General features: G+C 72.0%; 15 protein-coding genes. 8 read left to right on the forward strand and 7 right to left on the reverse strand.

Going from position 1 to position 14,589, the window contains the following annotated elements; genetic code table 11:
* Positions 1-159: 159 nt before the first annotated feature.
* Complete coding sequence (locus tag ACZ6B1_RS16310) at positions 160-1,791, forward strand: penicillin-binding transpeptidase domain-containing protein (RefSeq protein ID WP_468778841.1); 1,632 nt, start codon at positions 160-162, stop codon at positions 1,789-1,791.
* Between the two features lie 94 nt (positions 1,792-1,885).
* Positions 1,886-3,541 carry a penicillin-binding transpeptidase domain-containing protein gene (locus ACZ6B1_RS16315; protein WP_468778843.1) on the forward strand — a complete coding sequence of 552 codons (1,656 nt, stop codon included), beginning with the start codon at positions 1,886-1,888 and terminating at the stop codon, positions 3,539-3,541.
* A 75-nt stretch (positions 3,542-3,616) separates the two neighbouring features.
* Here the strand turns inward: ACZ6B1_RS16315 and ACZ6B1_RS16320 are convergent, their stop codons facing one another.
* Entirely contained in the window at positions 3,617-3,955 is a 339-nt protein-coding gene (locus ACZ6B1_RS16320) for an SsgA family sporulation/cell division regulator (protein ID WP_468778845.1), read from the reverse strand.
* Between the two features lie 167 nt (positions 3,956-4,122).
* On the opposite strand from ACZ6B1_RS16320, the gene ACZ6B1_RS16325 reads away from it, so the two are divergent.
* The 6 genes from ACZ6B1_RS16325 (at position 4,123) to ACZ6B1_RS16350 (ending at position 9,003) form a co-directional block, all read left to right on the forward strand.
* Positions 4,123-5,175 (forward strand): energy-coupling factor ABC transporter permease, encoded by a 1,053-nt coding sequence (locus tag ACZ6B1_RS16325; RefSeq protein WP_468778847.1) that lies wholly within the window; start codon positions 4,123-4,125, stop codon positions 5,173-5,175.
* 1 nt (position 5,176) lies between these two features.
* Positions 5,177-5,938, forward strand: a complete 762-nt coding sequence (gene cbiQ / locus ACZ6B1_RS16330) for a cobalt ECF transporter T component CbiQ (protein ID WP_392295478.1) — start codon at positions 5,177-5,179, stop codon at positions 5,936-5,938.
* Complete coding sequence (locus tag ACZ6B1_RS16335; protein ID WP_468778849.1) at positions 5,926-6,687, forward strand: energy-coupling factor ABC transporter ATP-binding protein; 762 nt, start codon at positions 5,926-5,928, stop codon at positions 6,685-6,687. The genes cbiQ and ACZ6B1_RS16335 overlap by 13 nt, the downstream gene beginning before the upstream one ends.
* Positions 6,684-7,160, forward strand: a complete 477-nt coding sequence (locus ACZ6B1_RS16340; protein ID WP_468778850.1) for a MarR family winged helix-turn-helix transcriptional regulator — start codon at positions 6,684-6,686, stop codon at positions 7,158-7,160. Before ACZ6B1_RS16335 ends, ACZ6B1_RS16340 begins: the two co-directional genes overlap by 4 nt.
* Positions 7,161-7,289: 129 nt before the next feature.
* A complete protein-coding gene (locus ACZ6B1_RS16345; RefSeq protein ID WP_468778852.1) occupies positions 7,290-7,760 on the forward strand; it encodes an organic hydroperoxide resistance protein in 471 nt (156 codons plus the stop codon).
* 73 nt (positions 7,761-7,833) lie between these two features.
* Positions 7,834-9,003 carry a serine hydrolase domain-containing protein gene (locus ACZ6B1_RS16350; RefSeq protein ID WP_468778854.1) on the forward strand — a complete coding sequence of 390 codons (1,170 nt, stop codon included), beginning with the start codon at positions 7,834-7,836 and terminating at the stop codon, positions 9,001-9,003.
* A gap of 10 nt (positions 9,004-9,013) precedes the next feature.
* Here ACZ6B1_RS16350 and ACZ6B1_RS16355 read toward each other — a convergent pair whose 3' ends face one another.
* The 6 genes from ACZ6B1_RS16355 to ACZ6B1_RS16380 all read right to left on the reverse strand — a co-directional run bounded on the left by ACZ6B1_RS16355 (position 9,014) and on the right by ACZ6B1_RS16380 (position 14,544).
* A complete protein-coding gene (locus ACZ6B1_RS16355) occupies positions 9,014-9,289 on the reverse strand; it encodes a DUF1876 domain-containing protein (protein WP_468778856.1) in 276 nt (91 codons plus the stop codon).
* 63 nt (positions 9,290-9,352) lie between these two features.
* Positions 9,353-9,778: a PPOX class F420-dependent oxidoreductase gene (locus tag ACZ6B1_RS16360; protein ID WP_468778858.1), complete on the reverse strand. Its 426-nt coding sequence runs from the start codon at positions 9,776-9,778 to the stop codon at positions 9,353-9,355.
* A gap of 57 nt (positions 9,779-9,835) precedes the next feature.
* The gene (locus ACZ6B1_RS16365; RefSeq protein WP_468778860.1) at positions 9,836-10,726 is read right to left on the reverse strand and encodes an NAD(P)-dependent oxidoreductase; all 891 of its coding nucleotides are present in this window, start codon (positions 10,724-10,726) and stop codon (positions 9,836-9,838) included.
* Positions 10,727-10,826: 100 nt separating this feature from the next.
* Entirely contained in the window at positions 10,827-11,672 is an 846-nt protein-coding gene (locus ACZ6B1_RS16370; RefSeq protein WP_468778862.1) for an EamA family transporter, read from the reverse strand.
* On the reverse strand, positions 11,669-12,181 hold the full coding sequence (locus tag ACZ6B1_RS16375; protein WP_468778864.1) for a YbaK/EbsC family protein: 513 nt from the start codon (positions 12,179-12,181) through the stop codon (positions 11,669-11,671). Before ACZ6B1_RS16375 ends, ACZ6B1_RS16370 begins: the two co-directional genes overlap by 4 nt.
* A 149-nt stretch (positions 12,182-12,330) precedes the next feature.
* A complete protein-coding gene (locus tag ACZ6B1_RS16380; protein WP_468778866.1) occupies positions 12,331-14,544 on the reverse strand; it encodes an MMPL family transporter in 2,214 nt (737 codons plus the stop codon).
* Between the last annotated feature and the right edge of the window lie 45 nt (positions 14,545-14,589).

The raw sequence follows: 14,589 nt of genomic DNA on the forward strand, positions 1-14,589 counted from the left end.
GAGCGGGGCGGCCGAGTCTCTGTTCGGACAACAATCGGCAACACCGCTCACAACAGCCCCACAACCGCTTACAGTTCCGCTGCGACCTGCTTTTGAACGCGTTCAGGAGACTCCGGGCGCGGCAGGTCCTCACGGGGAAACGGGGAGAGGAAGCGCCTGATGCGCAGCGGAGTGAAGGCCGGGGTCATAGGCGGCGTGTGCGCGGTGATGCTGGGCGGGGCCGGCTACGGCGCCTACAACATCCTGTCCGCGCTGACAGGCGACGGGGGGACGGGGGGCGCGGCGGCCGTCCGGACCGGGCCGCCCAGCCGGGACGAGGTGAATGACACCACGGGGAAGTTCTTCGCCGCGTGGGAGAAGGGGGACGCCGCCGCGGCCGCCTCGTACACCAACTTTCCCGAGGCCGCCCGGGAGTTGCTGACGGCGTACCGGAGCGACGCGCACCTCACCAAGGTGCACATCAAGCCCGGCGCGGCCACCGGGGCGACCGTGCCGTTCACGGTCAGGACAACGGTGTCGTACAAGGGGAAGTCCCAACCGCTCAGCTACGAGAGCACGTTGACCGTGGTGCGCGGCGAGACCTCGCACCGTGCTCTGGTCGACTGGCAGCCCTCCGTCGTGCACCCGCGGCTGCGCAAGGGCGACACCCTCGCGACCGGCGAGGCCGCGGCACCCGAGATCGAGGCAGTGGACCGCGACGGGCAGGTGCTGTCGAAGGAGAAGTACCCCTCGCTCGGCCCGGTGCTGGACGAGCTGCGCAAGCGGTACGGCGACACGACGGACGGCCGGCCCGGCGTGGAGCTGGTGATACGCCACCAGGGCACCGGCGAGGAGAGCCCCGCCGACACCTCCCTGCTCACCCTCGCCAAGGGCAGGCCGGGCAAGCTGCACACCACGCTCAGCGCCGGCGCTCAGGCGGCGGCGGAGACGGCCGTGCGGAAGTACGCGGACGCGTCCGTCGTGGCCGTGAAGCCCAGCACCGGCGAGATCCTGGCCGTCGCCAACAACCGTGAGGACGGCTTCGACGCGGCCCTGCTCGGCGAGCGCCCGCCCGGCTCCACCATGAAGATCGTCAGCGCGGCGACCCTCATCGACACGGGTCTGACCAGTGCGAACGGCAAGGCTCCCTGCCCGCCGACCGCCGTCTGGCAGAGCCAGACGTTCCACAACCTCAAGAATCTGGCCCCGAACGAGAACGCCACCCTCTCGGAAAGCTTCGCCCGCTCGTGCAACACGGCGTTCGTGAAGTTCGCCGACGACCTCGGGGTGGACGCCCTCACCAAGGAGGCGCAGGACCGGTTCGGGCTCGGGCGCGACGACTGGAAGATCGGCGTGCCGTCCTTCGACGGCCGGGTGCCCGCCTCCGGCGGACCGGACACGGCGGCCAACCTGATCGGCCAGGGCCAGGTACAGATGAGCCCGCTGAACATGGCCTCCGTCACGGCGACCGCGATGACCGGCGCCTTCCGGCAGCCGGTGATCGTGCCGCTGGCCCTGGACCACCGTGAGCCGGCCCGTGCGCGCGGGTTGTCGCCGAGCACCGCCCAGCAGCTGCGCGCGATGATGAACCGCACCGCGACCAGCGGCACCGCGGCCACCATCATGTCCGGGCTCGGCAGGAACATCGGCGCGAAGACGGGTTCGGCCGAGTCCGACGGGCAGGAGAAGTCGGACAGTTGGTTCGCCGGGTACCGCAATGACGTGGCCGCCGCCGCGATGGTCCAGGACGGCGGGCACGGCGTGGACGCGGCCGGTCCGATTGTCGCAAGCGTGCTACGGACCGCAGGCTGACGTCACCCGCGCGGCCGGGGACTTTAGGCTGGTCGGCGTCGTTGGGGTGGGCGGGCTGCGGGAACGCCGGTGAAGGCGCGGAGGAACTGAGGCTGTGGGCAAAAGAAGGCGCGTCGCCGAGCGGCGGAAGAACAGACCGGTGATGCTCGGCGGCATGATCGCCGTGGTCGTCGGCGGTGCCGGGCTCGGCGCTTACGCGCTGTACGGCGGCGGAGCGGCGGCCGACGAGCGGTCCTCCGGCCCGACCGTCAAGACCGGCCCGCTCAGCGCCGCCGAGGTGCGCACGGCCTCCACCCGCTTCCTCACCGCCTGGCAGCACGGCAAGGTGGCCGAGGCGGCGGCCGCCACCGACGACCCGTCCGCCGCGGCGGAACTGCTCACCGGCGCCGCCAAGAACGCCCACCTGACCGGCGTCACGCTCACCGCCGGCAGGGCCGCCGGCGCCAAGGTGCCGTTCTCCGTCAAGGCGACGGTGTCGTACAAGAGCACCGGCAAGCCGCTCGGCTACGACAGCTCGCTCACGGTCGTGCGGCGCAAGAGCGACGGCAGGCCGCTGGTCGACTGGCACTCCTCGGTCGTCCACCCCGACCTGAAGGACGGCGACCGGCTCGTCACCGGCGAGTCCGGCACCCCGCCGGTGACGGCGCTGGACCGCGACGGCGGGGAGCTGACGGCCGCGAAGTACCCCTCGCTCGGCACCGTGCTGGACGGCCTGCGCGAGAAGTACGGCAAGACGGCGGGCGGCAAGGCGGGCGTGGAGCTGCGCGTGGTGCGCGGCAAGGCGTCCAAGGCGGCCGAGCTGTCCGACAAGACGCTGCTGGAGCTGAGCCAGGGCACGCCGGGGACCGTGCACACGACGCTCAGCCCGGCCCTGCAGGCGACGGCCGAGCAGCAGGTCGGCAAGCGGGACAAGGCCTCGGTGGTGGTCGTGCGGCCCTCGACCGGGGAGATCCTCGCGGTCGCCAACAGCGGGCACGGCTTCAACACCGCCTTCCAGGGCTCCCTGGCGCCCGGCTCCACGATGAAGGTCATCACCTCGTCACTGCTGATCGACAAGGGCCTGGCCTCGGTGGACGAGAAGCACCCGTGCCCGAAGACGTTCACCTACGGCGGCTGGAAGTTCCACAACGACGACGACTTCGAGATCAAGGGCGGCACGTTCAAGGCGAGCTTCGCCCGCTCCTGCAACACCGCCTTCATCAGCCAGGCGAAGAAGCTGGAGAACGACGACCTGACCAAGCAGGCGCAGCAGGTCTTCGGCCTGTCCATGAACAACTGGGCGATCGGCGTGCCGACCTTCGACGGCGCGGTGCCGGTGCAGTCGGCGGCGCAGATGGCGGCGTCGCTGATCGGGCAGGGCGGGGTTCGCATGAATCCGCTGAACATGGCCTCGGTCGCCGCGACCGTGCAGTCGGGCAGCTTCCACCAGCCCTACCTGGTCTCCCCCGACGTCGACCACCGCAAGCTGGCCACCGCGTCCCGCACCCTGTCGGGCAAGACGCTGGCGCAGCTACGGGAGCTGATGCGGTACACGGCCGCCTACGGCACCGCCGCCGAGGCCATGTCCGGTCTCGGCCCGGACTACGGCGCGAAGACCGGCTCGGCGGAGGTCGACGGGCAGAAGAAGCCCAACGGCTGGTTCACCGCCTACCGGGGCGACCTCGCGGCCGCCGGTGTGGTCCAGGCGGGCGGTCACGGCGGTGACACGGCCGGGCCGATCGTCGCGACGCTGCTGAAGCAGGGCAGATAGCCCCGCCGCTGAAGCGGGGCAGCCGGCCCCGCCGCTGAAGCGGGGGAGCCAGCCCTCCGGCACGAGCGGGCCGGCTCAGCTCACCACCGGTTCGGCCGTGTAGGTCCGGCGCAGGAAGCTGATCAGCGCCTTCGACTCGAACTGCACCACCGATACGCCGCCGTCGGTGTGGAACTCGACGACGGCCTGGACGCGTCCGCACGGCCACACCCGTACGTCGCCGCTCGCCGCGGGTGCGGTCAGGCCCCGTTCGAGCAGGGCGCGGGAGCAGGTCCATTCATGCGTGCCGGGCAGATCGATGTGCACGGATCGCGGATCGCTGTCGGGGTCGTAGCGCAGTACGACGGGTACGGCCCCGGGATCCTCCTCGTCCGTGACGATATGGGCGCGTGCGTACTGTTCGACTACAGACATCTGACCGCCCTCTCACGCTCAGTCACCTCAGCGGAAGCCCTGCATCCGCTTCTTCTCTAATGTCCCATATTTTCCGATTTGCACCTCATTTCCCCATTCGTACCTCCGCGAGGCGGAAACGACGTCTCTCTTGCAAATCCTTCGCAACAAGAGCCTAAACTCGTACGGTGCACGTACCTGACGGATTCATCAACGCCCCTGTCTCCGCCGTCACCGGGGTGGTCGCCGCCGGCGCCATCGCGGTGAGCCTGCGCGGTGCCCGCCGTGAACTCGACGAGCGCACCGCTCCGCTGGCCGGTCTCGTGGCCGCGTTCATCTTTGCCGTACAGATGCTCAACTTCCCCGTGGCGGCCGGAACAAGCGGTCACCTGCTGGGCGGTGCGCTCGCCGCGATACTCGTCGGCCCCTGCACGGGGGTGCTGTGCGTGTCGGTGGTGCTGCTCATGCAGGGTGTCCTGTTCGCGGACGGCGGGCTCACCGCGCTCGGCGTGAACATCACCGACATGGCGATCGTCACCACGGTCGTGTCCTACGCCGTCTTCCGCGGGCTGCTCGCCCTGCTGCCCCGCAAGCGGCGCTCGGTCACCGTCGCCTCCTTCGTCGCCGCGCTGGTCTCGGTGCCCGCGGCCGCCGTCACCTTCACGCTCATGTACGCGGTCGGCGGCACCACCGACGTCTCCATCGGCAAGGTGGCGACCGCGATGATCGGCGTCCATGTGCTGATCGGCATCGGCGAGGCCGTGATCACCGCCCTCACCGTCGGCGCCGTGATCGCCGTGCGCCCGGACCTGGTGCACGGCGCGCGCGGGCTGCGGCAACGGCTGCGGCTGCGGGTGAACGGCGAGCTGGTGGACGCCCCCGCGCCGGCCGCCCCCGTGGCGGCACGCACCTCCCGGCGCACCCTGTGGCTGACCGGTCTGGTCACCTCCCTGGTCCTCGCCGGGTTCGTGAGCTTCTACGCCTCCGCGAACCCCGACGGCCTGGAGAAGGTCGCGCACGACCAGGGCATCGACAAGAAGACCGGCAAGCACGCCTCCTCCGACTCCCCGCTCGCCGACTACGGCGTCAAGGACGTCTCCGACGCCCGGCTGTCCGGCGGCCTCGCGGGCGTGATCGGCGTCGGCGTCACCGTCGTCGCCGGCAGCACGGTGTTCTGGGCGGTGCGCAGGCGCCGCGACACGGACGTCTCCCCCGCCTCCACCGCGAGCACGGGCGCCTGACATGGGAGCGGGACACGCGCACCGGCTCTACCGGCACGGGCACTCGCCGGTGCACGCCCTGCCGCCGCACACCAAGCTGGCGGCCGCCTTCGCGTTCGTGGTCGTCGTGGTCTCGACCCCGCGCGAGGCGATGTGGGCGTTCGCGGTCTACGCCGTGCTCCTCGCCCTCGTCGCGCGCCTGGCGCGCGTGCCCGCCGGTTTCCTGCTGAAGCGGCTCCTGATCGAGGTGCCCTTCGTGGCCTTCGCGGTGCTCATGCCGTTCGTGGCGGAGGGCGAGCGGGTGCAGGTGCTCGGCCTGTCGCTGAGCGTCAACGGGCTGTGGGGCGCCTGGAACGTGCTCGCCAAGGGCACTCTGGGCGTCGCCGCCTCCGTGCTGCTCGCCGCCACCACCGAGCTGCGCGAACTGCTGCTCGGACTGCAGCGGCTGAAGCTGCCGCCGCTGCTCGTGCAGATCGCCTCGTTCATGATCCGCTACGGCGATGTCATCACCGACGAGATGCGCCGGATGCGGATCGCCCGTGAGTCGCGCGGCTTCGAGGCGCGGGGCGTACGGCACTGGGGCGTGCTCGCCAAGTCGGCGGGCGCGCTGTTCATCCGCTCCTACGAGCGCGGGGAGCGGGTGCACCTGGCCATGGTCAGCCGGGGGTACGCCGGCTCGATGCCGGTCATCGACGAGGTGACCGCGTCCCGGGCCGAGTGGCGTCACGCCCTCACCCTCCCCTGCGCCGCCCTCGTCGTCTGTCTGCTGGGATGGGTCCTGTGACTACTGCCTCGCTGGAGGTCTCCGGCCTCGCCTTCGCCTACCCCGACGGCCACCAGGCCCTGTTCGGCGTGGACTTCTCCATCGCGCGCGGCGAACGGGTCGCACTGCTCGGCCCGAACGGCGCCGGCAAGACCACCCTCGTGCTGCACCTGAACGGCATCCTGGGCGGCGGCACCGGCACGGTGACCGTGGCCGGGATGCCGGTCGGCAAGCGGCACATGGCCGAGATCCGGCAGAAGGTCGGCATCGTCTTCCAGGACCCGGACGACCAGCTCTTCATGCCGACGGTGCGGGAGGACGTGGCGTTCGGCCCGGCGGCCGCCGGGATCAGGGGCGCCGCGCTGGAGGAGCGGGTGCGCACCGCCCTGGACCTGGTCGGGATGGGGGACTTCGCCGACCGGCCGCCGCACCATCTGTCGTTCGGGCAGCGCCGCCGGGTCGCGGTCGCGACCGTGCTCGCGATGGAGCCGGAGATCCTGGTCCTGGACGAGCCGTCGTCCAACCTGGACCCGGCCTCCCGGAGGGAACTCGCCGACATCCTGCGCTCGTTGGACGTCACCGTCCTGATGGTCACCCACGACCTGCCGTACGCCCTGGAGCTGTGCCCGCGCTCGCTGGTCCTCAGCGAGGGCGTGATCGCGGCGGACGGCCCGACCGGCGAACTGCTCTCCGACGACGCGCTGATGCGGGCGCACCGTCTGGAGCTGCCGTTCGGCTTCGACCCGAGGTCCGTGACAATGGGCGCGTGACGCGTCAAGACGACCAAGACGACAACGAGGCCGCCGGGTCGCTGCTGCTGGACGACCAGTTGTGCTTCGCGCTCTACGCCGCACAGCGCGCCGTGACGGCCGCGTACCGCCCGCTCCTCGACGACCTCGGGCTCACCTACCCCCAGTACCTCGTGCTGCTGGTCCTCTGGGAGCGCGGCGAGACCAGCGTGAAGGAGCTGGCGGGGACCCTGCGCCTGGACTACGGCACCGTCTCCCCGCTGCTGAAGCGGCTGGCGGCGGCCGGCCTGGTGCGCCGGGAGCGCGCGGCATGCGACGAACGCTCGGTGCTCGTGGCGTGCACCGGGCGCGGGGAGCAGCTCAGGGAGCGCGCGGCGCGCGTACCCGGCGCCCTGCTCACCGCCACAGGGCTCGGCACCGAGGAGACCGCGCTGCTGCGCGAGGCCCTGTGGAAGCTGACCGAGCGCGTGGACGCGGCGGCCGGCCGGCGCTGATTCCGGGGCGCGCCCGCGCCGCCCCGGGGGTTACCCACGGTTGCCGCCCCTGCCGACGGACACCGACCTACCGGCCGGTACCTTGTGCGCGATGTACTTGTGCGCCACTAGTCCTGGGGGAGGCCGATCATGACCGACACCACCGCGGTCGACGCTGCCGTCGACACCGCGCCCGACACCCGCCCGACGAAGATCATGTACGTCGCCGAGGCCACCGCCCACGGTGGCCGCGACGGGTACGTCACCAGCCAGGACGGCCATATCCAGCTCAACGTGGCGATGCCCCCGGAGCTGGGCGGGGACGGCAACGGCACCAACCCGGAGCAGCTCTTCGCGGCCGGCTACAGCTCCTGCTTCCACAACGCGCTGATCCTGGTCGGCAACCGGGCCGGCTACGACCTCACCGGCTCCACGGTGGCCGCGAAGGTCGGCATCGGCCCCAATAGGCACCGCGGCTACGGCCTCGCGGTCGCCCTCAGTGTCTCCCTGCCCGTGCTGGACCGGGAGGTCGCGGCGGAGCTGGTGGACGCGGCCCACGAGGTCTGCCCGTACTCGAACGCCACGCGCGGCAACATCGATGTAACGATTCTGTTGGGCTGATCCCGCCGAGGAATCGCAGGCCCGCGGACCCCGTTGCACCCACTGTCGCAGGCGATCGGAAGGGACGGCGGACGTGGACGTGCACGGCACTGTGGCCGAGGGCTTCGAGCCGGTCAGGCAGGCGTTCGCCGCCAACTTCGAGCTGCTCGGGGAGCGGGGCGCGGCCGTCGCCGTGTACCGGGACGGCCGGAAGGTCGTCGACCTCTGGGGCGGCACCAGGGACGTGGACGGCACGGCCCCCTGGGTGCCCGGTACCGCGCAGGTCGTGCGCTCGGCGACGAAGGGCGTCGCCGCCGCCGCGCTCCTGCTGCTGCACCAGCGCGGCGAGCTGGACCTGGACGCCCCGGTCGGCGAGTACTGGCCGGAGTACAAGGCGGCCGGCAAGGAGCGCACCCTCGTCCGGCACCTGCTCGCGCACCGGGCCGGGGTGCCGGTGCTGGACCGCCCGCTGACCCCCGAGGAAGCGGCCGACCCCGACCTCGGCGCGGCGGCCGTCGCCGCCCAGGCTCCGGTGTGGGAGCCGGGCACCGACCACGGCTACCACGCGCAGACCTACAGCTGGCTCACCGGCGAGCTGATCCGGCGGATCACCGGGCGGCCGGTCGGTACCTGGATCGCGGAGGAGATCGCCTCGCCCACCGGCGCGGAGCTCTGGCTCGGACTGCCGGAGGCGGAGCAGGCACGCGTCGGCCGGGTCGGTCCCGTGGAGGCACCGCAAACGTCCGGCACCCTGCGGACCCGCCCCAAGCGGGCCGTGTCCGAGGCCTACGCCGACCCCGGGTCCCTCACCCGCCGCGCCTTCGCCGCGATCACCCCGCTGCCGGACGAGAACGCGCCCGCCTACCGCGCAGCGGCCCTGCCCGCCTCCAACGGCGTCGCCACCGCCGACGGCCTGGCCCGCTTCTACGCCTCGCTCATCGGCGAGGTGGACGGCGGCACCCGGCTGTTCGCCCCGGCGACCGTGGAACTCGCCCGCGCCGAGCAGTCGGCCGGACCGGACCGGGTCCTCGTGGTGGGCACCCGGTTCGGCCTCGGCCCCATGCTGCACGGCAGCGCCTCGCCGCTGCTGTCACCCGGCTCCTTCGGTCACCCGGGCCGCGGCGGCGCCCTCGCCTTCGCCGACCCGGAGACCGGCGTCGCCTTCGGCTACGTCACCAACGGCTTCCGCAAGAGCGTGACGGCGGACCCGAGGGCGCAGGCGCTGGTCCGGGCGGTGCGCGCGGGGCTGGCGGCGCTCGGGTAGGCCGCCCGCGTCACACGTGGATCGGGTGCGACGTCCGCCCGGACTCCGCGTCGATCTCGCTGTGCGCCTTGGTCAGCAACTGCATCGCCAGTTCGTTCAAAGCGCGCGCGCCCGCTATCTCCTCGCCCACCCGGGGCTGGTTGGAGTCGACGTTGTGCCGGCTGGCGTGCCCGTGCGCCCGTACCTCGCTGCCGTCGGGCAGGCGCACCAGAGCGGCCGCCCGGGTGTGCGTGTCGTCTTCCTTGAACTCCAGCTCGACGTGCCATCCCACCGTGGTGTTCATCATGTCGGCCACCTCCGGAACCAGTGATTCCCGCTGGTTCCAGGGTGCTCCCGCACGGGCGGAACGTCACGTGGAGGCCTGGTCGCTGTCCTTGAACTCGCCCCAGCCGTGCCAGCGCTCGACCTCGACGTACGCGCTGACCCGCGGCCGGGACCGCTCCGGGTAGGGCTTGCCGGTGTAGTGCTCGGACAGCCGGTCGATGTCGGCCAGTCCCTCGTCGTCCCGCAGCTCGGCGACCCGCCCGATCAGCGTGACATGGCTGTACCAGTCGCCGTCCGCGAGGACGGTGAGGCTGATGTGCGGATCGCGGCGCAGGTGGCGCAGCCGGACCCGGCCCTCGTCCAGGTTGACCAGCACCCGGCCGTCCTCCTGCCACAGGTACCAGGTGGCCGTGGTGACGGGCACCCCGTCGGAGCGCACGGTGGCCATGACACAGGGGTTGGGGCGGCGCAGCAGTTCCTGGGCCTTGGGCGGCAGCGGGGGTTTCGACACGGTGTGCTCTCCTCGGTCTCGCTCGGTCTCGCTCGGTTCGGGTGCCGGATCCGGTTCTCAGCTCGCGGGCTCGTCGTCGAAGCTGGCGAAGTAGGCGGCGGCCATGTCCTCGTCGGCGTGGCCCCGGGCGGCGGCGCGGGCGAACCGCTCGGCGGCCGCGGCGGCGACGTCGAGCCGTACTCCGCCCCGCTCACCGGCCTCGACGATGAGCCGGGCGTCCTTCTCGGCGGTGCCCACGGCGAAGGACGCCGGCGTCAGCTTCCCCTCCAGCACCAGACCGGACTTGGCGCGCAGGTACCCCATGTCGAGCGGCCCGCCCTCGATCAGGTCGAAGAAGTCGTGCGGGTCCACGTCGAGCGCCTTGGCGAGGGCCAGCGCCTCACCGGCCGCCGCGGTGACCGCGAGCACCCAGCTGTTGGCGACCAGCTTCAGCCGGCTGGCGCTGCCCGCGGCCCCGTCGTCCCCGGTCCACACGGTCCGGACGCCGACCGCGTCGAAGACGGGCGCGAGCGTTTCCCGGCCCTCCTCCGGCCCGGCGGCCAGCACGGTGAGCTGACCGGCCTCGGCGGGCTGACGGGTGCCGAGGACGGGTGCGTCGTAGAACACCAGCCCGTGCTCACCGGCGAATCCGGCGAGGTCGGCGACGAGTCCGGTGCCGGCGGTGGTGCACTGCGCCCAGACGGCGCCGGAGCGCAGCGCCGGTGCCGCCTCGCGCATCACGTCCAGGGCGGTGTTGCCGTCGTAGAGCATGGTCAGGACGACATCGGCGCCCTCGACGGCCTCGGCGGGCGTGCCGGTCACCCGGATCCCTTCGGCGGCCAGCGGCTCGGCCTTCTCCCTGGTGCGGTTCCAGGCCCGGACGCCGAATCCGGCGCGGGCGATGTTGCGGGCCATCGCGGCACCCATGATGCCGGTGCCCAGAACGGCAACGGTCGGCTTGTCGGTCATGGACGGCTCCCTGTCGTACGGTTCGTGTCCCCGGGGATCTTGTCCTCGTGGTCCCACGTCATCTTCCACGGGTCACCACTTCGGGCCGTTCCTCTCCGCCCTACCCGGCGTGCAGCATCAGCCCGATGCCCACGACCAGCAGACCCGCCGCGGCTATCCGGGGCGCGCCGAACCGTTCCTTGAAGAACACCGCGCCGATGGCCGCGCCGACGATGATCGAGGACTCGCGCAGGGCCGCGATGGGCGCCAGCTCCGCCCGGGTCTGCGCCCACAGCACGAGGGCGTACGCGGACACGGACAGCGCGCCGCCGAACAGGCCGAGGGTCGCGTACGGGCGGAGCTGCCGGACGATGTCGCCCCGCACGCGCGCGTACATGTACGCCGGGATGGCGAGCCCCTGGACGGCCATCAGCCAGGCGATGTAGCCGAGTGGCGTCTCGGAGGCGCGTACGCCCAGGCCGTCGATCACCGTGTACGCGGCGATCGTCAGGCCGGTCGCCAGGGCGGCGCCGATCGCGGCCCAGTCGGGCCGGTGACCGCGCAGGCCCCACAGGCTGACGCCGGTGAGCCCCACGCAGGACACGGCGATCCCGGCCGCGGCCCACGTTCCGGGGATCTCGTGCGCGAACACCGCCGCCAGCACGGTCACCACGAGTGGCGCGGTGCCCCGGGCGATCGGGTAGGCCTGCCCGAAGTCGCCGAGCCGGAAGGAGGTCATCAGCAGGGCGTAGTAGGCGATGTGCACGGCCGCCGAGACGAGCAGGTACGGCCAGGCCGGCCCGGCCGGGAACGGCACGAACAGCGCCATGACGAGCCCGATCAGCAGGCCGCCGCCGGATATCAGGGTGAACCCGACCAGCTTGTCGGTGATCCGGTGCGCGATGGCGTTCCAGCTGGCGTGCGTGACGGCGGCGAGCAGCACCGCCGCGGTCACCAGGGGTGTCACGCGGTCTCCTCGCGCACGTCCACCAGTTCCGCGCCCGCGTGGGCGACGAGCGCCTTCGGCTCGATCGGGAAGACGGTGTGCGGGTTCCCGGCCGCCGCCCACACCACCTCGTGCGCGAGCAGCGAGCGGTCGGCGAGGACCCGGGTGCGGGTGCGGTGCCCGAAGGGCGGTACACCGCCGATGGCGTACCCGGTGGTCTCGCGGACCACGCCGGCGTCGGCCCGGGTGACCTTCCGGGCCCCCAGTTCCTCGCGCACCCGGTCCAGGTCCACGCGCGAGGCCCCGTCCATCAGCACCAGGACGGGCACCCCGTCCGCCGCGAAGATCAGCGACTTGCAGATCTGGCTCAGCTCGCATCCGACCGCCGCGGCGGCCTCGGCGGCGGTACGGGTGCCCTCGGGGAAGCGGCGGGCACGGGCGAGCACTTCGACGAGGCCGAGACCGCGCAGGGCCTCGACGAAACGGGGGTGAGCTCCGGATTCTTCGGCGTCAGTGGCGGCTGTCGTCATGACTGGCACGCTAGCGGTGCCTGTACGGTGCACGCGAACGGGTATCGCCGGGCCGCTCGCCCCGCCCGCGGCGGCGGACAGGAAGAAGCCGGTGAGGGCAGCCCCGTCCCCACGGATCCCTCACCGGCTGGTCTTCCTCGAGCGGTACGTCAGGCGCGTACCAGCTCCTTCTCCGCGTCGGGGTCCCGGCGCTCCGCCTCGGTGCGCAGTCCGTCGCCCTCGACGTCCACGTTGGGCAGCGCCCGGTCCAGCCACTTGGGCAGCCACCAGGCCCGCTTGCCGAGCAGCGCGAGCACCGCCGGGACGATGGCCATGCGGACGATGAACGCGTCGAAGAAGACGGCGACGGCGAGACCGAAGCCGATCATCTTCACCATCGACTCGCTGGAGCCGATGAAGCCGGAGAAGACGGCGATCATGATGACGGCGGCGGCCGTGACCACGCGAGCCCCGTGCTTGAAGCCGGTGACGACGGCCTGCTGGGGCTTCTCCCCGTGGACGTACGCCTCGCGCATCCGGGTCACGAGGAACACCTCGTAGTCCATGGCGAGTCCGAAGACCACGCCGACCATGAAGATCGGCATCATCGACATGACCGGTCCGGTCTCCTCCACGTTCATCAGGCCCGACAGCCAGCCCCACTGGAAGACCGCGACCACCGCGCCGAGGGCGGCCATCACGCTGAGCAGGAAGCCGAGGGCCGCCTTCAGCGGGACGAGGATCGAGCGGAAGACCACGATCAGCAGCAGGAACGCGAGGCCGACCACCAGGGCGAGGTACGGCAGCAGGGCGTCGTTCAGCTTCTGCGAGACGTCGATGTTCATCGCCGTGGAGCCGGTGACCAGCACCTTCGCGTCGGTCGCGGAGGTGATGTCCGCGCCCTTGTCACGGATGGCGTGCACCAGGTCCTCGGTGGTGGCCGACGACGGCTTGGAGTCCGGGATGACGGTGATCGTCGCGGTGTCGCCCGTCTTGTTGGGCGTGGCCGGGGTGACCGTGACGACGTCCTTCAGGCCCTTGATCTCGTCGCCGACCTTGGTGAAGGCCTTCTTCGGGTGGTCGCTGTCCTTGGCGTCGACCACGACCATCAGGGGGCCGTTGAAGCCGGGGCCGAAGCCCTCGGAGAGGAGGTCGTAGGCGCGGCGCTGGGTGGTGGAGACCGGCTGGGAGCCGTCGTCGGGCAGGCCCAGTTCCAGGGAGGCGGCCGGGATGGCCGCCGCGCCGAGGCCGATCACACCGAGCAGCAGCACGGCGACCGGGCGCCGTACGACGAAGCTGGCCCAGCGGGTGCCCATGTTCGGGCGGCCCGGCTTCTTCGGCGTCCGGCCCCCGCCGAGCAGCTTGCTCTTCTCGCCGGTCGGCTTGATCCGGCGGCCCGCGTAGCCGAGCAGCGCCGGGATCAGGGTGAGCGCGATGAGGACCGCGATGGCGACCGTGCCCGCGGCGGCGACGCCCATCTTGGTCAGCATCGGGATGTTGACCACGGAGAGGCCGACGAGGGCGATGACGACGGTCAGTCCGGCGAAGACCACCGCCGAGCCCGCCGTGCCGACGGCCCGGCCGGCCGCCTCCTCTCGCTCGCGGCCCTCGGCCAGTTCGGCGCGGTAGCGGGAGACGATGAACAGGGCGTAGTCGATGCCGACGGCGAGGCCGATCATCGAGGCCAGGGTGGAGGTGGTCGAGCCCAGGTCCAGGGCGCTGGCCAGCGCGGTGATCGTGGAGACGCCGATGCCGACGCCGATGATCGCGGTCAGCAGCGGGAATCCGGCCGCGAGCAGCGAGCCGAAGGTGATGACGAGGACGACCGCGGCGATCGCGATGCCGATGACCTCGCTGGAGCCGGTCTCGGGGGTCGCGGTCAGCGCGTCACCGCCGATCTCGACCGTCAGCCCGGCGTCCCGCGCGTCCTGTCCGGCGTCCTTCAGCGCGTCCTTGGCGGAGTCCTCCAGCTCCATGCCGGAGACCTTGTACTTCACCGACGCGTAGGCGATGGTGCCGTCCTTGCTGACGGCGTGCCCGGCGTACGGGTCGGCGACGGAGGCGACCTCGGAGCCGCTCTGCAGCTCCTTCACCGTCTTGCGGACGGTGGCCTTGTTCGCCTTGTCCGTCATCTTCTCGCCGTCCGGCGCCTTGAAGACGACCCGCGCGGTGGCGCCGTCGGCGCTCATCCCGGGGTAGCGCTGTTCCAGCAGGTCGAAGGCCTTCTGGGCCTCCGTACCGGGGATGGAGAAAGAAGTGCTGCCGGCGGGCGGCGCGGAGGCGGCGCCCACCCCGGCGAGGGTGAGCAGCGCGACCCATACGAGGGCGACGAAGTGCCGTCGCCGGAAGGCGAGCCGGCCGAGTTTGTAGAGGAACGTGGCCACGAGGGCGTACTCCCGGTCAGGTCGTGGGGTTCTGGGCAGGGTCGA

The organism is Streptomyces sp. NPDC041129 (genome assembly GCF_055592265.1).

Coding starts and splice junctions, on each gene's coding strand:
- ACZ6B1_RS16320 (WP_468778845.1), bottom strand. CDS start 3,955: ATGTCTGTAGTCGAACAGTACGCACGCGCCCATATCGTCACGGACGAG.
- ACZ6B1_RS16345 (WP_468778852.1), top strand. CDS start 7,290: ATGACCGACACCACCGCGGTCGACGCTGCCGTCGACACCGCGCCCGAC.
- cbiQ (WP_392295478.1), top strand. CDS start 5,177: ATGGGAGCGGGACACGCGCACCGGCTCTACCGGCACGGGCACTCGCCG.
- ACZ6B1_RS16355 (WP_468778856.1), bottom strand. CDS start 9,289: ATGATGAACACCACGGTGGGATGGCACGTCGAGCTGGAGTTCAAGGAA.
- ACZ6B1_RS16365 (WP_468778860.1), bottom strand. CDS start 10,726: ATGACCGACAAGCCGACCGTTGCCGTTCTGGGCACCGGCATCATGGGT.
- ACZ6B1_RS16335 (WP_468778849.1), top strand. CDS start 5,926: ATGGGTCCTGTGACTACTGCCTCGCTGGAGGTCTCCGGCCTCGCCTTC.
- ACZ6B1_RS16375 (WP_468778864.1), bottom strand. CDS start 12,181: ATGACGACAGCCGCCACTGACGCCGAAGAATCCGGAGCTCACCCCCGT.
- ACZ6B1_RS16310 (WP_468778841.1), top strand. CDS start 160: ATGCGCAGCGGAGTGAAGGCCGGGGTCATAGGCGGCGTGTGCGCGGTG.